A 16,716-nucleotide genomic window follows, 5' to 3' on the forward strand; every position below is an offset into this window, starting at 1 on the left:
TATCCTTTCTGGTTTGCCTTTATCTGCCCGCAAGCGTCGCGGTGAGCGTAATGGTCTCATACTTCTCTCTGCCGTTACGCATGAGAGTGAGGCGCAGGGCCTCCCCCTTCGAAAGTTTCTCCATTGCGGATTCCAAATCCCGCATGTTCTGAATTTTTGTCTCGCCGAGCGAAATCAGGATATCCCCCGGCTGTACGCCCGCCGCATAGGCCGGTGCGTTCTGTTCGACGCGGGAGATGTAGACGCCCGCCGGCATGCCGAGATCCCGCTGTGCGCTTCCCACCTGCCTGCCGTAAATGCCGAGCAAGGCGGTCTCCTTCCCGTTCATCATGCGCTCGATCGCTGGTTTCAAATCCGAGAGCCCCATGACGGTCGCCGTGCTGTTCTCCCCCTTCTCCGAAAAGAGACCGGTGACCCAGCCGACCAGCTCGCCGTCCGCATTTAAGACCCAGCTACCCGAGTCCGCGTCCGCGCTCACATCCGGAAAATAGATGGTCGCATAGCCGTCCACGACGCTCACATTGGTCTGTACATTCGAGAGTATCCCGTACTTCACGGAATGTATCATCCCGAGCGGCGATCCCACAAAAAAAAGGAGTTCGCCCCGCTTTAAACGATAGGAGTTTCCGAAGGGGACCAAAGGAAGCTTCCCCCAACTCTCTCGATTTTCATCGGTAATCGGAACCGAGAGTACCGCGAGCCCATATACCTTGTCGCGCATTTTGACGCTTGCCGTCGCCTTGTCGCCGCGGGATAAGGTCACGGTCACGCTCTCCGTGCCCTCGACGGCCGCGCTCGTCGTGAGAAACAGGAGCTCGTTCTCTGTCTTTGCAACCGCAAGCCCCGCGTAATTTTCCGAACTCTCGAGCGCATTGTTAAACCAGTCCCGCTCTGCCTGCTCATGGGTCACCGAGACCACCGAGGCATCGGCGGTATCCGCGAGTTTCCGAAGTGTGCCCGCCATCTGGCGCAGGTCGCTGAGCTCATAGTTTCGGCTCTCCAGCACCTGCTCTACCTGCTCTCGGACATTTTTATTTTCGACCGCGGCACTCTCTTCCCCGCTGCCCTCCGTATGCTCAACGGGGGAGCTGATCTGCTCGTTGGTCTCGACCGCGCCCTCGCTCTCATCCCGCTCGATGCGCACGCTCTCTTTTCCGGGCGCATCCTTCCAGCGCTTCGCAAGTATGGGGCAGGCCGCACAGACGACCGCCGCCGCTCCGAGCGCAAAACTCGCACCGGCCACTGCCGCCTTGCCGGCTATCCCCATCATTTTTTTTCTTTTTTGTTTTTTTTCGGCGATATGCTGTGTGATAAACTCATCTTCCTGCATAAAGCTCCCTCCGCCGCTACTGTATTGACACTTAGTATACCATAAAAGCCGAGCATCCGAAACGCGCGCCGTAGTTTGTGCTATACTGTATCAGGAGAAGTTTTCTCTCTTAAAACCAAAGCCGGAACCAAAGCAATACCTACTCTGCCGAACGGCGGAAGAAACGGATGAATCCAACGCATGAACAGCAAAACCTTACATACTTTGGAATTTGATAAAATCATTGCCCTGCTTGAAGAAAGAGCCGTGAGCGCACCCGGAAAGGCACTCTGTCACGCCCTTGTACCCATGACCGATCTCCCGGAGATAGAGCGCGCCCAGGCGGAGACCGAGGCCGCCCTATCCCGCATTCGCATGAAGGGCGAACTGCGCCTCGCAGGGCTCCGCGATGTGAGCGCTTCGGTAAAGCGCCTCGATGTCGGCGGGACCTTAAGCACCGCGGAACTCTATGCGATAGGCTCTCTCCTCGACTTAAGCGAGAGAGCGCGGAACTACGGCGCCCACGAGGAGGAAGAGGAAAATCCGGATGCCCTGGAGTCTGCCTTTACGGCGCTCTCCCTACTGCCCCGCGAAAACCGCGAATTAAAGCGCTGCATTCTCTCCGAGGATCTGGTCTCGGACCACGCAAGCCCCGAGCTTGCCCGCATCCGCCGCCAAATGAAAACCGCGGACGAGCGCATGCACAGCGCTCTCCAGGAGGAGATTAACCGCCACAAGAGCTATCTCATGGACACCATCGTGACCATGCGTAATGGAAGCTACTGTCTCGCCGTAAAAAGCGAGTTTAAGACCAAGCTTCCCGGCGTGGTGCACGACCAGAGTTCCACCGGCTCCACGGTCTTCATTGAGCCCCTGGTTGCGGTGCGCTTAAACAATGAGTACCGCGAACTCACGCTCGCGGAGCAGCAGGAAATCGCAAAAATACTCGCCTCTCTCAGCGCCCTGCTCGCCCCGTTTACGGCAGAGCTACTCGCAAACCAAAAGATACTGGCAACGCTTGACTTTGTCTTTGCAAAAGCGCGGCTCGCCTCTTCGATGCAGGCCTCGAAGCCGCTCTTTAACACCGAGCGCATTGTGGAAATCAAAGACGGACGCCACCCCTTAATTCCGAAGGACAAGGTGGTTCCGATTAGCATATGGCTCGGACAGGAATTCAGTCTCCTCATCATCACCGGCCCGAACACCGGCGGTAAGACTGTCTCGCTGAAGACGGTGGGACTCTTCACCCTGATGGGACAGGCGGGGCTCCACATTCCGGCCTTCCAGGGCAGCCGCCTCGCGGTGTTCCGCGACGTGTTTGCGGACATCGGCGACGAACAGAGCATAGAGCAGTCGCTCTCCACCTTCTCGGGGCACATGAAGAATGTGGTCGAGATTCTCGATGCGGCGGACGGCGATTCCCTCTGCCTCTTCGACGAGCTCGGCGCGGGCACGGACCCGACCGAGGGTGCGGCGCTCGCCATTGCGATTCTCTCGTTCTTAAAGAACATCGGCGCGCGCACGGTTGCGACCACACACTACAGCGAGCTCAAGGTCTACGCGCTCACCACGAAGGGCGTCGAAAACGCAAGCTGTGAATTCGATGTCGCGACTCTGCGCCCCACCTACCGGCTCTTAATCGGTATCCCGGGAAAGAGTAACGCCTTCGCGATTTCTCAAAAACTCGGGCTCCCGAATTACATCATTGAAGACGCAAAGAACCACATCGAGCAGAACGATGCGGCCTTTGAGGATCTCTTGACCCGCCTCGAGGCGGATCGCCGCACGATTGAGGCCGAGCGGAAGGAAATTCTCGCCTACCGCGCGGAAATCGAAGATTTGAAGGCGCGGCACGAAAAGGCGGATCAAAACCTCGACGAGCGCAAGGAGCGCATCCTCGAAAAGGCGCGCGCCGAAGCAGAGCGCATCTTATCGGAGGCAAAGGAGAGCGCCGACCAGAGCATACGCCGCATCAACCGCCTGAGTGCTGACTCCGGCTTGCTCCGCGAGCTCGAGAAAGAGAGAAGCGGTCTCCGCGACAAGTTAAAGTCGGTCGAAAAGACCGCGCCGAAGAAGAAGGCCGTAAAGGCGGCAAAGCCCGCGGTTCTCCACATCGGCGACTCGGTCCGCGTGCTCAGCATGGATCACGAGGCCATCGTCTCAACCCTGCCGGATAAGAACAACCGCCTCTTTGTGCGCATGGGCGTGCTCCGCACCCAGGTCTCCGCGGACGATGTGGTCCTCATCGAAGAGGAGGCTGCTGTGTCCAAGGGCGCAAAGCAAAGCCGCAGCGGCGGCGCGCCGAGTTTCGGCAAGGCTTCCCACATCTCCCCCGAGATTAATCTGATCGGAAAGACGGTCGATGAGGCCCTCGGCGAACTCGACAAATACTTGGACGATGCCCTCCTCGCACACCTGAACTCGGTCCGCGTGATTCACGGGCGCGGCACCGGCGCACTGAAAAAAGGTCTGCTCGCCTGGCTCAAAAAGCAGCCCTATGTCAAGAAATGCGAGGATGCCCACTTTGACGACGGCGGCGAGGCTGTGACCGTGGTGACCTTCCGCTAATCCGCAGAAAGGAGTCCCTTTGGCAGGAAAACAGAAAATACTGATTGTCGACGACGACGATAACATCGCAGAGCTCATCTCCCTCTATTTGGAGAAGGAGTGTTATGAAACCCACATCGCCGCGGACGGTGCAGAGGCCCTGACTCTCTTCCGCACCCTCGCGCCGGATCTCGTGCTGCTGGATCTCATGTTGCCCCATGTGGACGGCTATCAGGTGTGCCGCGAGATTCGAAAGAGTTCCCAGACGCCTGTCATCATGCTCTCCGCCAAGGGCGAGGTCTTTGACAAGGTACTGGGTCTTGAGCTCGGCGCCGATGACTATATCATAAAGCCCTTTGAACCGAAGGAACTCGTCGCTCGGGTTCGCGCCGTGCTGCGCCGCTACCGCCCGCAGGAGAGCACGCCGCCCGAGCGCGCGGAGACAGAGAGCGTGCGCTGTGAGGACCTGGAAATCAGCCTCACCAACTACGCGGTTCGCTACGAGGGCCGCGCCGTCGAGATGCCGCCGAAGGAGCTTGAGCTCCTCTTCTTCCTGGTATCCCACCCGAACCAGGTCTTTACGCGCGAACAGCTCCTGGATCACATCTGGGGCTATGAATACGCGGGCGATACGCGCACGGTCGACGTGCACATCAAGCGACTCCGCGAGAAATTAAAGGATAAGCCGAGCTGGTCCATCGCCACTGTCTGGGGTGTCGGCTATAAATTTGACCTGCGCGCATGATGAAGCGACTCAAGCGTTCCCTCTACCTCAAATTTCTGCTCGGCTACCTGCTCTTCGGTGTCGCGGGCTTTCTCGCCGTGTCTACGCTCTCCTCTCGGCTCACCGAAAACTATTTGATCAGGAGCCGTGCGCGGACGCTCTATGACGAGGCGAGCCTCATTGCCGCGGCCTATTCCGGTGTCTACGACGGCAAGTCCCTCCCGCTCCAGAGCGCCTACCCCCAGCTCGAGGCCGTCTCGACCTACCTGCGAGCGGAAATCTGGATCATGGACAGGGACGGCAACATTGTCCTGGACTCCGCGCACAGCTGGGACGGGCGCGTCATTCCGGACTTTGACCCGACCGCAACCGGCAGCCGCTCTTATATGGTCGGCTCTTACTTCGGTTCCTTCCCGCGCACCGTGCTCAGCGTCTCCGCGCCGATTGCCGGGAACTACCGAACCTACGGCTATGTCGTGATTCATCTCCTCATGGACCATGTGCAGGAAGATGCCGCCAAGATTATGAATCTGGTCTATATCAGCTACGGCATCGTGTTTCTGCTCTCGCTGACCTTCCTGATTAACTTCAATGTGTTCGTGTATCGGCCGCTGACCGTCATCACCGAGGGCGCAAGGCAGTTCGCCGAGGGGAACTTAAACCACCGCATCCCGGTCGGCTCGGCAGACGAGATGGGCTATCTCGCGAGAACCATGGACAGCATGGCGGAAAAGCTCTCCCGTCTCGAGGACGATGAGCGGCGCTTTATCGCAAACGTGTCCCATGACTTCCGCTCCCCCTTGACCTCGATCAAAGGCTTCTCCGAGGCCATTTTGGACGGCACCATCCCGCCGGAACTGCAGGCAAAATACATGCGCCGCATCATCGCGGAAACCGAGCGCCTCGCGAAGCTCACCGAAAACATGCTGAGTCTCAATTCCCTCGGCATGGGGCAGACCCTCCACAAGACTGTCTTTAACCTGAACGAACTGGTGCGCTCCACCGCCGAGAGCTTTGAAATGCAGTGCAAGGCAAAGCGCATACACATCTCTCTCCTCTTTGCCGAGGAAGAGAGCCCGGTCTATGCCGATGCCTCCCGCATTCAGCAGGTGCTCTATAATCTCACCGACAACGCCATCAAGTTCTCGCCGGAGGACAGCGAGATCGAGATTGCCTGCAGTGAGCGGCGAAGCCGCATGGTGGTAACGGTGAGCGACAGCGGCATCGGTATTTCCGAAGCAGATTTGTCCCGCGTCTTTGACCGCTTCTTTAAGGGGGACCTGTCCCGCGGGCAGGACAAAATGGGCGCGGGACTCGGCCTCGCCATAGCCCGCGAGGTCATGCTCGCGCACGGCGAGAGCCTGGAAGCGCAGCGCCGCCCCGAAGGCGGCAGTCGTTTCTTCTTCACCCTCCCGAAAGCTGACGAAAAAAACCTACGTCACTGACAGTGAATCGTCATTCTGTCGTAAGGATTTTGTAAGCTTGCTGTGCTATACTATTTACAGAAAATATTAAGATTTGGAGGTGTTTTACTATGATGAAACGACTGAAGCGGGCCGGTGCCCTCTTTCTCTGCGTTGCAATGACTCTCTCTCAGAGCGTATTTGCACACGCGGCAACCGCAGAGGACGATCCGCAGGACTACTCGGTCAGCGATGTCAGCTTCGATGTCTCGAACGACCGCGTCTATGTCAACTGGTCGGTCGGCGACAGCCGCACCAGCTATTCGGTACAGCTCTACAGCTCTTCCGACCTGAAGCCGAAGCACAAGCTCGGCACGGCGATGACTGCGGGCTACACGGCCGAGAAGGTGGATATCACGGACAGAGTCTTAAAGCGCGGCGCGGGTACCTACTACGCGCAGGTCACCGCAAAGAAGAAGGCAAAGGGCCAGACCCGCTTTGCGAGTGCGGTCGGCGGCGAAACCATCACTTCGGAAGATATTCAGATGATCAAGCAGAACCGCGGCTCCGTCGATGACACGAAGAATACCGCGGCGGGAAGCTCCGCTGCGAACACGAGCCCTGCTGCGCAGTACAATGCGGCACTGAACAATGCGGGACAGAACAACGGCGCACAGAACAACACTTCCGCTCCGGCTGCACCGAGCGGCCACTGGGAGACCCTCGGCAACGGCGGTTGGGCTTATGTCCTCCCGAGCGGCGAGAAGGCGACCGGCTGGTACGAAGTGAACGGCAAGTGGTACTACTCCGGCAGCGACGGCGCAATGTGGGCCAACGCTTGGATTAAGAGTGCCACCGAAGAGGGTGTCTACTACTATGTGGGCTATGACGGCGCAATGCTGGTCAGCACGCAGACGCCGGACGGCTACCTGGTCAACTACGACGGAAAATGGAAGGCCGCATAAGCGTTCTTAATTCTCACCAAATAAAAATAGGCACCGCGATTTCGCGGTGCCTATTTTTATCAAAAGGTTACAGGAAAATACGTTAAATTTCTGTGTGTATCTTCTTACAGGAAAGTAAGAGAAATGTAAGTGGAATCCACTATTTTTTCTCGGAGAAATCGTTTAGGATATAGGCATAGCGAAAGCAATACGACGCAGGAAAACCTGCAGAACGGAGGAAACAACAATGACGCAAAAGAATCTTTTAAAGAAAGTTGCACCTATGGTTCTGACCGCAGCAATGCTTTTCGGTATGACGAGCATGGCATTCGCGAAGACCAACAAGACCGCAGTTCAGAATGTTACCATCGACCTTGAGTATGACCTCGCACCGGGCATGAATTCGAGCCAGGTTGACGCGGACAGCAACAGTGTCGGCGTGGACAATGTGAACGTCACCTCGGTCACCAATACCGATTTCGGCAAGAAGCCGAAGGTCACGCTGAAGCTGAAGCCGGACAGCGACTTCACCTTCAAGGGCACGGCGAAGGGCAATGTCAAGATCAACGATAAGACCGGCAAGGGCGCTGCAATCACCAAGGTCAGCTCGACCGCAAGCAGCATGACCGTCACGGTCACCCTGCCGAAGACCGGTTCCACCGATAAGAGCGCGCTGGAAGTCGGCGATGTCTCCTGGGGCGATGATGACAGCCCGGTGATCTCCTGGGATGAGGCGGATTACGCAACCCAGTACGAGGTGAAGCTCTATCGCAACAACACCATCAAGGAGACCGTCACCACGAAGAACACCAGCTACGATTTCCGCGACAAGATCCGTGAGAACGGCAAGGGCAGCTACACTGTCAAGGTTCGTGCAGCGGTCGGCAACAGCAACAGCTCGAAGGGCGACTGGACCGAGTCCGATGAATTTGAGGTCGACGACGATATCCTCGCAGCACTCGGCGGCAAGACGAACAACAGCGGCTCCAACAACGGCGGTCAGACCGGCCCGAACGGATCGAACTCCGGCAACAAGGGCGCATGGCTGAAGGACAATGTCGGCTGGTGGTACTGCAACGCAGACCGTTCCTACACGACCGACAACTGGCAGCAGATTGACGGCAACTGGTACTACTTCAACAAGTCCGGCTACATGAAGACCGGCTGGCTGAAGAGCCGTTTCACCGGCAAGTGGTATTGGCTCAGCACCGAGAACGGCAGCAACCTCGGTAAGATGCTGACCAACCAGTGGGTTGACAACAACCGTTACTTTGTTGACAACAGCGGTGTTTGGACGCAGAGCAGATAATTAAATGGCAAAACGCCTGTCGCACAAAACGTGCGGCAGGCGTTTCTTTTTGCCTATTTTTGCGCGGATTCACCGCATTTCCGGGCGGGCTTCTTAACTTCCCTCAAGCCCCCTTTGAAATACCGCCGCCGTTATATTTCCCTGCTTTTGATACGGTTCAGCGCATTTCCGGGCGGACTTCTTGACTCCCTTTGAGAAAATCGTTCGGACGACTCCCTTAAAATTTCTCCGCACCGGCTGATACTTCGGTATTGATTTTTCCCGTTTTCTTGCCGCAGTATGTTCGGTGGAAAACGTTTTGACACATGTCGGCTGTCTTTCTTGCGCTTATATGCAACGGCGGCACAGACTCTTTTTATCCGAATTTAATTGATTCACTCAGCAAAAAAACAGCCCCCGCATCGCAGGGGCTGTTTTTTAGTTTGCGTAGCGCTCCACAAAGCGCTGCATGCGGTTCATGGCCTCTCTAAGCTGTTCCTGGGAGTAGGCATAGGAAATGCGGACAAAGCCCTCGCCGCTGTTTCCGAACGCCGTACCCGGCACAACCGCGACCTTCTCTTCCGTGAGCAACTTCGTACAGAATTCCTCCGAAGAGAGACCGAACTTCGAGATATTCGGGAAGATATAGAACGCGCCCTCCGGCTCAAAGCAGGGAATATTCATCTCCTCGAGTCGCTTTAAGAGATAGCGGCGACGCTGGTTATAGGACTCGCGCATGCGCGCAATCTCCGCATCACAGTCGCGGAGCGCCGCGACCGCCGCGTACTGGCTCGTGGTCGGCGCGCACATGATTGCGTACTGGTGCACCTTGATCATCTGCCGCAGTATGGGCTCCGGCCCGCAGGCATAGCCGAGACGCCAGCCCGTCATGGCATAGGCCTTCGAGAAACCGTTGATCAGAACGGTCCTTTCCCGCATGCCGGGAATCTGGATAATCGAGGCCGGCGCCTCGCCGTTGTAGGTGAGCTCGGTGTAAATTTCATCCGACACCACATAGATATCGTGCTCTATAACCACCTTTGCGATTGCCGCAAGCTCTTCGCGCGTCATGATGGAGCCGGTCGGGTTATTCGGGAAGGGCAGGACCAGAAACTTGGTGCGCTCGGTGATACAGCGCTCCAGATCCTCCGGCATCAGCTTAAAGCGGTCCTTCTCCTTGAGTTCCAGGATTACCGGAACGCCGTCCGCAAGCCGCACGCAGGGCTCGTAGGAGACATAACTCGGCTGCGGAATAATCACCTCATCGCCGGGGTTTAAGAGCGCGCGGCAGGCAAGGTCTATGCCCTCCGAGCCGCCGACCGTCACCGTGATCTCGCTGAGCGGATCGTAGGACACCGCAAAGCGGCGCTGAATGTAGCGCGCAATCTCCTCGCGGAGCTCGTTGAGACCCGCATTGCTCGTATAAAAGGTGCGTCCCCGCTCCAAAGAGTAAATACCCTCCTCTCGGATGGGCCAGGGTGTATCAAAGTCCGGCTCGCCGACACCGAGCGAAATGGCGCCTTCCATGGTGCGGACAATGTCAAAAAACTTCCGTATGCCCGAGGGCTGCAGGGCTATGGTTTTCTTCGCCAACACTTCATTGATGTCTCTCATGCCATGAACAACTGCCTTTCGTCTTCTTTTTTCCGAACCATCTCCGTGCCGTGATCCTTGTACTTCTTCAGTACGAAGTGAGTCGAAGTGCCCGTCACGGACTCAATCGGCGCAAGGCGCTCCGAGACAAAGAAGGCCACTTCCCGCATGGTCTTGCCCTCGAGGAGGACCATGAAATCAAAGGCACCGCTCATCAGATAGACCGAATCCACCTCGTTGTACTGGTAAATGCGCTCCGCAATGCGGTCGTAGCCCATACCGCGCTGCGGCGTGACCTTTACCTCAATCAGGGCCTCCACGCGCTCGTTGCTCGTGTTCTCCCAGTTGATCAGGGTGTGATACCCGCGGATGATGTTCTCCTTCTCCATATCTGCGATTTCATTTGCGACCGCCACCTCACTCTCCCCGAGCAACATCGCGAGCTCATGAATATCTATGCGCGCATTCTTTTCCAGAACCGCGAGGATTTTTTCACGCATCTGTCTTCCTTTCTGTCTCAAACACTTCTGCTTCCAATTCGATGCCCCGCTCCGGGCGGTTGATGTACTCGCGCTCGGTCTTATCGACCACGCACTTATCAAGCCCGGGCACAAAGCGGCCGATGCAGGCTGCCGGTATGCCTTTTGCCCGAAGCGACCTTGCAAGGCTGTCACCGCTCTCCGTGAAAAAGAGCAGGGCCTCCGTATCCATGCGATAGGGGTTCTTAGCGAGCGCCTCCGAAAGCGCTACGGTCTCGGGTAAAATCGGCACATCCCGCAGGCGGATTTCCAGGCCCGACTGTCTCCGGACCGCGGCGAGGTAGAGTGCGGCAAGGATGCCGCCTCTCCCGTAGGGTAGGCAAATCGACGCACCGCAAGCATTTTCCGCGATGCGACGGGCTTCCTCCCGCGCCTCCCGCTCGCTCTTACACAGCGAAATCGCAGCTCCCGATAGTCGAACGTTTATTCCTTTTCCCGCCCCGCATTCTTCTGACAGGCGCTCCGTTTCAAGGTTTCCCGCGGAGAAAGCCGCGACAATTTCCGGATACGCCCGACTCAATGCAGGAAGGCGCTGAGACCGGCTGCCGCCATACCGAGCACCATGGACAGGCAGAGAATCACCGAAACAATAATGGCCAACACACGACGACGTTTATCTTTCATCTTCTTATACCCCGTTTCTGCGGTAAGCACCGCTGAATTTTCATTTTACTATAGTCTCTCCCCCGGCCTTCCGCAAGAGAAAAGTCAGACAAAAATTTTGAGCTGCCGCCCGGTTTTCCCGTACTGGTAGTAGCGAACCCCGGCTGCGTTCAGCATGCGCTTGCTCGCGCGGACAGCCGCGGTGTCCCCGTACTTGTCCTCACCGTAAATCAGGGTCCGTATGCCGCACTGGATAATCGCCTTTGCGCACTCGTTGCAGGGAAAGAGGGTCACATAGAGCTTACTTCCCTCGAGCGAGCCGCCGCGGTAGTTGAGAATTGCATTCAATTCACTGTGGGTTGCATAAAAATACTTTGCCTGATAGGGGTCGTCCTGCTCGTGCTCCTTGCCCCAGGGAAATTCATCGTCCGAGCAGCCGCGCGGAAAGCCGTTGTAGCCCATCGAGAGTATCTTGTTGTCATCGCTCACGATGCAGGCCCCGACCTGGGTATTCGGATCCTTCGAGCGGAGTGCCGAGAGGTAGGCAACCCCCATAAAGTACTCGTCCCAGCTGATATAGTCCTTGCGCTTCTCTGTCATTCGCTCTCCTCTCCGGCGTGCAGCCAATGATGTCCTGCCGCCTTGTTCATGCGGTTCATGATTGCAAGCCCCACGCCGCTCTCCGGAAAGGCCTCGGCGTAAATACGTTTTACCCCCTGCGTGTCCATTTCGCGGAGCGCCGCAAAGAGGTTGTGGGCAATCTCCTCCGGCCGCTCTCGCTGTCCGAGCGGAAAGACCGTGTCCGCGCAATACGCTCCGGCTGTCTCGCTTGCGGCGAGCACACCGACCGTTTCGCCGCGCGCCTTCGCTTCCGCCGCAGCTTGGTTTACGAGGCGGATGACTGCCTTTGGCGCACCGTCGACCAGATACATCTCGGCCTGCGGAGCATAGTGCCGGTACTTCATGCCTGGCGCCTTGGGATGCATGCCCGGGGAGAGCGGCTTTTTGAGCACCGGGTCCAGCTGCACTTCTCCGAGCACTTCTTCCAGCATTTCAACTGTGATTGCACCCGGGCGAAGCAAGGTCGGCACGCTGCCGCTCAAATCCACAATGGTCGACTCGAGTCCCACCGCGACCGCACCGCCGTCCAGTATCATGTCAATTTTGCCGCCGAGATCCTCCGCGACATGACGCGCTTCGGTCGGACTGGGACGCCCCGAGGTGTTCGCCGAAGGCGCCGCAATCGGCAGCCCCGCGGCCTCGATGAGCGCCCTTGCGTTCGCATCGCCCGGCAGACGCACGGCAACGGTATCCAGACCGCCGCTGGTCTCCCGCGGCACGCGCTCGCTCTTTTTGACAATCATGGTGAGCGGCCCCGGCCAGAAGGCTTCCGCGAGGTGATAAACCGCATCCGGGATTTCCGCCGCGAGCGGCGCAAGCTCCTCCGTGCGGGCAATGTGGACAATCAGCGGGTTATCGCTCGGCCGTCCCTTTGCCGCGTAAATCTTCTCCGCTGCCGCAGGGCTCAGCGCATTGCCGCCGAGCCCGTAGACCGTCTCCGTCGGGAAGGCGACCAGACCGCCGGCGCGCAGTATCCGGGCCGCTTCCGTGAGCGCACGCTGCCGCTCTTCTTCCGTCCCCGTGAGCAGGCCGTATGCTGTCTCCATGCTCAGCGCCGTCCTTCCTGCTCTTTCAGCACATGGCTTAAGCGCTTGTAGAGCAATACGGTCAGCAGCATATCAATGCCGCCCTTTAAGAAGTTCAGCGGGGCAACCGCATAGAGCGCCATAGTCTCAACGCTCACAATGCGCGGGTTCACCTTGCTTCCCATCTGCACAATGGTGTCAAGCGGCATGCCGTAGAGCTCCGCAAACTTCGGGAGCAGATAGACCGCATTGAAGAAGGAACCGAAGACTGTCATGCAAATCACGCCAAGTGCGCAGGCCACAAAAGCCTGGCGCTTTGTCTTCTTTTCGAGATAAAAGATACCTGCCGGAAGCACCAGCGCACAGCCAACCGCAAAGTTTGCGAGCTCGCCGACAAAGGCGGTCGAGGTGGACTTAAACACAAGCTTCAGCAAGATCTTCACAAACTCCGCCATCACGCCCGCAACCGGACCGTAGGCAAAGCTCAAAATTAAAATCGGGAGCTCCGAGAGGTCTATTTTATAAAAGGGCGGAGCAAAGGGCACCGGCACCTCAAACATCATGAGTACGGCCGCCACCGCCGAGAAGAGGCCTATCATGGCCATCTTTCTCGTATTCAGAATGCGCTCTCTCTGCCGCTGCCGCTGCTGAACGCGCTTCTCAATCACGTAGGCGACAAAGAAGCAGAGAAACACGACCAATAAAAACTCTCCGACAAAAATCAAATTTTCCGCAATTTTCTGTCCTAAATTTCCGCTCATTGCTTGATGATCTCCCATACATCGTCTGTTTCAAGTCCCAGGCGCCATACCGCGACACCCGCAATCGCTTTGCTTTTTATAACATCCATTCTGGTCTGCATGGACTTTGCGTCTTCCATCCAAATCAGCTGCAGGCTCCCGTTGTTGGAGCGCTGTCCGTAGTTCTGGCCGAGGGTCTCGTCGTAATTGAGACCGACCTGGTTTTTATCGACCCACTCCTTTGCCCCCTTCATGCCGAGCGCCTCGCTGCTCACCTTACCGTTTTTATCCTCGGTCCAGAGCCGCGTGTAGAAGGGCACGGCCTGAATTAATTTCTCCGCGGGCACTTCCGCGAGACTCATATCGAGTCCCGTTGTCACAAAGCCGAGCGACGCCGTGCTGCCGGGCTCATCTCCCTTTGTGTGCTCATCGTAGCCCATGTTGATCACATAGTCACAGAAAACCCCGAGCTCCTTTCTGTCGTAATAGAGGTTAAAGCTCGCGGGATTCGGCACATCCACCGTCAAATACAGTTGCTTTTCATGGCAGGCAAGCGAAAGTTCTCGGATAAACTCGAGATACTGCTCTATGGCCTCTTCTTTGATAAGCTCAAGGTCCACATTGATGCCGTCGTAACCGTAGAGATCCGCATCCGAAATCAGGGACTGTATCAGCTTTTCGCGCACCGAGGTCTTTTTGAGGAGCTCGCCCGTTGTGACCGTCTTATCAAAGTTATCGAGAAGGGCAAACACCTTGAGCCCCTTCTCATGCGCCTCTTCGACATAGGCGCGATCCGCAAAGTTCTGGTAATCGCCCTCATTGCCGCGGAGAGAAAACCAGGTCGGCACAACGACATTCATCCCGCTTGCATTTTGCGCGAGCGTGCCGAGGCCCTTATTGGCTGCCTGGTTGGAGACCAGGTGAAAGCCGAGAAGCACCTTTTCGCCGAGAGAAAGGCTCGGGTACTCCTGCTTGGTGAAGGTACTCGTATAAGGGACGTTTTCGGCCGCGCGGAGATTTTTAAGCTGCACATAGCCGGTAAAACCGCTCTCGGTCTTCACGCGGGTCCACCGTGTCGTATCCGTCGTCGCGCCTTCGTGATCCGGAATTACCCGGAGCGCCTCGTTTTTCTGCACTTCGGTGACAATGCTGCCGCGCACGCTCGCTCTGCTTCTCAGGGCAAGCTTATGCTTTGCCGCCCGCACTTCGTCGCTCTCCGGAGAGGGCGCAATGAAAACGCGCTTCACGTTGCCGTCCAAATAGCTCTCGACACGGACATCCGTAAACTCACGGAGCAAGGGCAGGGAGAGATAGAGTTCCTGATTCTCCGTGTAAAAGAGCGCCTTGCCCTCGGTATCTTTTTCCTCGGCCGTAAACTTCCGAACCCCCGTCGGTGCCGCATAGACAATGAGCTTTTCGTCCCGATCCCAGTAGAAGCGCTGATTCATCTCCCGCTTCACAAGGGTCAGGGGCAGATAGACACTGCCGTTCTGCATCTCGGCCTTCTCTTTTTGGAGTTCATAGTTGTAGATTACGGCGACTTCATCCCCCGAAGCACCGAAGAGCTCTGCCTCGCCGATGTGCACGCGGCTCGGCCCGAAGCGCTGATACCAAAGCACAAAAATCAGCGCGCCGAGTAACAAGACAAGAAGAAGGGGTAAAAAAGGCAGCTTCCCGCCCCGCTTCCGGCTCCGCCTGCGGCTCTCGCTCACACGCTTTACCGGCTCCGTCTCCTTCAGCTTTTCTTTTTCTTCCAAGATAATCCTCCTCTATGCGCAAAATACGCTTGCAATCTCATTTAATTAGGAAGAGAGACAAAAATAATTCCGAAACAGTATATCATAAAACAATGTGCTGTGTGTTAAGACAAACAAAAAAGCGACAGCGCGCTCCGTGACAAGCGCACTGTCGCCGTGCTGCAAACTTGCAGGCTCGGCAGCACACAGATATTGACCCATGCTCCGTGACATTGAGTCGGAATTGCGAATTCCGCGGGTTGCCGCCCTCTGCCGCACGAGACGGATGGCTTACTTCGCGCGCACAAAAAGCGCCGGACAGCTCCGGATTGAAATTGCATTTTTCTGGAAATACACCGCGCGGATGCGCGCAGTGCGGCAGCAAGAACGCCACCGGTTGAGAAGTGAAACATCTGTCTTGGGGGACAAGATTCGAGACCATCCTCCTGTTCTCCATCCGAGTTCAGTATAGCAACAGGACACATATTCTTCAATTGCCAAAGCAGCAATTCCGTTGTATTATGCATTAACAAAACAGAAGGAGGTGAAGTCCATGAAACTAGAACGCGTCAGCGAATACCAGATCAGCTGCACCCTGTCCGGTTTTGACTTGATTGAGCGCAATATGGAGCTCGGTGAGCTCGCCTACGGCAGCCAGAAAGCACGACAGCTTCTTCGGGAGATGATGCAACGGGCTTCCTCTGAATTGGGCTTTGAAGTCGATAACATGCCGCTCCGCGTAGAGTCCATACCGCTCTCGGATGACAGCATTCAGGTATTGATTACAAAAGTAGATGATCCGGAGGAATTGGATGCGCGTTTTTCGCGCTTTGTACCGCCGCTCGACGGAGACTACGACGAGCGCCACGGCATCGAGGATCTCTTACAGGAACTCGAGAATAAGGGGGCCGTTCCGCCTTACCCGCCGCCGTACGGCAGTGAGACTATGACGAACGAGAACAAAACCGACGCGCCGGAGGCGCATATCCGCGGCTTCCGCTTTCCGAACTTGAATGCCGTGATTGCGGCCGCGCATGCGGTACGCAGCACGCCGGAAATTGCGAGCGAGGCCCTCTACCGGGATCAGAAGAGCGGCTACTATATTCTGACCGTCAAGGCCGAAACCGAGACGCCCGCGCTCTTTGCGGCGCTCTGTAACCGTCTGAGCGAGTACGCCGAGCCGCTTTTCCTGACGACAGGCCGCGCCGCATACTTTGCGGAGCACTATCGCAGCGTCCTCGCAAAGGACGTGCTGAATTCACTCGCAAAGCTCTGATAGGCAGCCTTAAGTATTGTTAGTTAATCACAACAAATAGTTCATCGTGTACCCCTAAAAGTGCAAGTTTCACAGTGTTCCGCGCTTGAATTTAGTCCTTGTTTCGTTTAAGATATGGGAAACAGCAAAGATGCTGTCGTCTTAGATGAATCAAGGAGGAAGTAATTATGGCACGCAGAATTTCTGATGCTTGCGTCAGCTGTGGCAGCTGCGCCGGTGAATGTCCCGTCGGTGTGATCTCCCAGGGAGACACCCAGTATGTGATTGACGAGGCTGGTTGCATCGATTGCGGTGCTTGCGAGGCAGTATGTCCTGTCGGCGCAATCGCTGAGGCTTAAATCACAGTTAAAAAGCTCCGGGCTTATGCC

General features: G+C 56.7%; 15 protein-coding genes. 7 read left to right on the forward strand and 8 right to left on the reverse strand.

The window, feature by feature from the left end:
* Window positions 1-19 precede the first annotated feature (19 nt).
* Window positions 20-1,270, reverse strand: coding sequence for a S1C family serine protease (locus QU660_RS07835; protein ID WP_304945968.1), 1,251 nt, complete (start codon window positions 1,268-1,270; stop codon window positions 20-22).
* Between the two features lie 240 nt (window positions 1,271-1,510).
* On the opposite strand from QU660_RS07835, the gene QU660_RS07840 reads away from it, so the two are divergent.
* The 5 genes from QU660_RS07840 to QU660_RS07860 all read left to right on the forward strand — a co-directional run bounded on the left by QU660_RS07840 (window position 1,511) and on the right by QU660_RS07860 (window position 8,236).
* Window positions 1,511-3,877, forward strand: a complete 2,367-nt coding sequence (locus QU660_RS07840; RefSeq protein ID WP_304945969.1) for an endonuclease MutS2 — start codon at window positions 1,511-1,513, stop codon at window positions 3,875-3,877.
* A 19-nt stretch (window positions 3,878-3,896) separates the two neighbouring features.
* Window positions 3,897-4,601, forward strand: coding sequence for a response regulator transcription factor (locus QU660_RS07845; RefSeq protein WP_304945970.1), 705 nt, complete (start codon window positions 3,897-3,899; stop codon window positions 4,599-4,601).
* A complete protein-coding gene (locus QU660_RS07850; protein WP_304945971.1) occupies window positions 4,598-6,025 on the forward strand; it encodes a sensor histidine kinase in 1,428 nt (475 codons plus the stop codon). Before QU660_RS07845 ends, QU660_RS07850 begins: the two co-directional genes overlap by 4 nt.
* An 89-nt stretch (window positions 6,026-6,114) precedes the next feature.
* Window positions 6,115-6,948 (forward strand): hypothetical protein, encoded by an 834-nt coding sequence (locus tag QU660_RS07855; protein ID WP_304945972.1) that lies wholly within the window; start codon window positions 6,115-6,117, stop codon window positions 6,946-6,948.
* A gap of 226 nt (window positions 6,949-7,174) precedes the next feature.
* Window positions 7,175-8,236 (forward strand): cell wall-binding protein, encoded by a 1,062-nt coding sequence (locus QU660_RS07860; RefSeq protein ID WP_304945973.1) that lies wholly within the window; start codon window positions 7,175-7,177, stop codon window positions 8,234-8,236.
* A gap of 417 nt (window positions 8,237-8,653) precedes the next feature.
* On the opposite strand, the gene QU660_RS07865 is transcribed toward QU660_RS07860, so the two are convergent.
* The 7 genes from QU660_RS07865 to QU660_RS07895 all read right to left on the reverse strand — a co-directional run bounded on the left by QU660_RS07865 (window position 8,654) and on the right by QU660_RS07895 (window position 15,093).
* Complete coding sequence (locus QU660_RS07865) at window positions 8,654-9,829, reverse strand: aminotransferase class I/II-fold pyridoxal phosphate-dependent enzyme (RefSeq protein ID WP_330693200.1); 1,176 nt, start codon at window positions 9,827-9,829, stop codon at window positions 8,654-8,656.
* On the reverse strand, window positions 9,826-10,308 hold the full coding sequence (locus QU660_RS07870) for an Lrp/AsnC family transcriptional regulator (protein ID WP_304945974.1): 483 nt from the start codon (window positions 10,306-10,308) through the stop codon (window positions 9,826-9,828). The genes QU660_RS07865 and QU660_RS07870 overlap by 4 nt, the downstream gene beginning before the upstream one ends.
* Window positions 10,301-10,867 carry a hypothetical protein gene (locus tag QU660_RS07875; protein WP_304945975.1) on the reverse strand — a complete coding sequence of 189 codons (567 nt, stop codon included), beginning with the start codon at window positions 10,865-10,867 and terminating at the stop codon, window positions 10,301-10,303. Before QU660_RS07875 ends, QU660_RS07870 begins: the two co-directional genes overlap by 8 nt.
* 188 nt (window positions 10,868-11,055) lie before the next feature.
* A complete protein-coding gene (locus QU660_RS07880) occupies window positions 11,056-11,550 on the reverse strand; it encodes a deoxycytidylate deaminase (protein ID WP_304945976.1) in 495 nt (164 codons plus the stop codon).
* The gene (locus QU660_RS07885) at window positions 11,547-12,617 is read right to left on the reverse strand and encodes an L-threonylcarbamoyladenylate synthase (RefSeq protein ID WP_304945977.1); all 1,071 of its coding nucleotides are present in this window, start codon (window positions 12,615-12,617) and stop codon (window positions 11,547-11,549) included. The genes QU660_RS07880 and QU660_RS07885 overlap by 4 nt, the downstream gene beginning before the upstream one ends.
* A gap of 2 nt (window positions 12,618-12,619) precedes the next feature.
* Window positions 12,620-13,357, reverse strand: a complete 738-nt coding sequence (locus QU660_RS07890; protein WP_304945978.1) for an ECF transporter S component — start codon at window positions 13,355-13,357, stop codon at window positions 12,620-12,622.
* The gene (locus QU660_RS07895; protein WP_304945979.1) at window positions 13,354-15,093 is read right to left on the reverse strand and encodes a glycosyl hydrolase family 18 protein; all 1,740 of its coding nucleotides are present in this window, start codon (window positions 15,091-15,093) and stop codon (window positions 13,354-13,356) included. Before QU660_RS07895 ends, QU660_RS07890 begins: the two co-directional genes overlap by 4 nt.
* Window positions 15,094-15,625: 532 nt before the next feature.
* Between QU660_RS07895 and QU660_RS07900 the strand changes: the two genes are divergently transcribed.
* Window positions 15,626-16,348, forward strand: coding sequence for an adaptor protein MecA (locus QU660_RS07900; protein ID WP_304945980.1), 723 nt, complete (start codon window positions 15,626-15,628; stop codon window positions 16,346-16,348).
* Window positions 16,349-16,515: 167 nt separating this feature from the next.
* Complete coding sequence (locus QU660_RS07905) at window positions 16,516-16,686, forward strand: DUF362 domain-containing protein (protein WP_304945981.1); 171 nt, start codon at window positions 16,516-16,518, stop codon at window positions 16,684-16,686.
* The last annotated feature ends 30 nt before the right edge of the window (window positions 16,687-16,716 follow it).

It is taken from the genome of Stomatobaculum sp. F0698 (assembly GCF_030644385.1).
GTDB lineage: Bacteria > Bacillota > Clostridia > Lachnospirales > Lachnospiraceae > Moryella.

What these genes read in the sequence shown, in the direction of transcription:
- QU660_RS07885 (WP_304945977.1), bottom strand. Translation starts at nt 12,617, where the DNA reads ATGGAGACAGCATACGGCCTGCTCACGGGGACGGAAGAAGAGCGGCAG.
- QU660_RS07835 (WP_304945968.1), bottom strand. Translation starts at nt 1,270, where the DNA reads ATGATGGGGATAGCCGGCAAGGCGGCAGTGGCCGGTGCGAGTTTTGCG.
- QU660_RS07905 (WP_304945981.1), top strand. Translation starts at nt 16,516, where the DNA reads ATGGCACGCAGAATTTCTGATGCTTGCGTCAGCTGTGGCAGCTGCGCC.
- QU660_RS07860 (WP_304945973.1), top strand. Translation starts at nt 7,175, where the DNA reads ATGACGCAAAAGAATCTTTTAAAGAAAGTTGCACCTATGGTTCTGACC.
- QU660_RS07890 (WP_304945978.1), bottom strand. Translation starts at nt 13,357, where the DNA reads ATGAGCGGAAATTTAGGACAGAAAATTGCGGAAAATTTGATTTTTGTC.
- QU660_RS07880 (WP_304945976.1), bottom strand. Translation starts at nt 11,550, where the DNA reads ATGACAGAGAAGCGCAAGGACTATATCAGCTGGGACGAGTACTTTATG.
- QU660_RS07870 (WP_304945974.1), bottom strand. Translation starts at nt 10,308, where the DNA reads ATGCGTGAAAAAATCCTCGCGGTTCTGGAAAAGAATGCGCGCATAGAT.
- QU660_RS07865 (WP_330693200.1), bottom strand. Translation starts at nt 9,829, where the DNA reads ATGAGAGACATCAATGAAGTGTTGGCGAAGAAAACCATAGCCCTGCAG.
- QU660_RS07840 (WP_304945969.1), top strand. Translation starts at nt 1,511, where the DNA reads ATGAACAGCAAAACCTTACATACTTTGGAATTTGATAAAATCATTGCC.
- QU660_RS07850 (WP_304945971.1), top strand. Translation starts at nt 4,598, where the DNA reads ATGATGAAGCGACTCAAGCGTTCCCTCTACCTCAAATTTCTGCTCGGC.
- QU660_RS07855 (WP_304945972.1), top strand. Translation starts at nt 6,115, where the DNA reads ATGATGAAACGACTGAAGCGGGCCGGTGCCCTCTTTCTCTGCGTTGCA.
- QU660_RS07900 (WP_304945980.1), top strand. Translation starts at nt 15,626, where the DNA reads ATGAAACTAGAACGCGTCAGCGAATACCAGATCAGCTGCACCCTGTCC.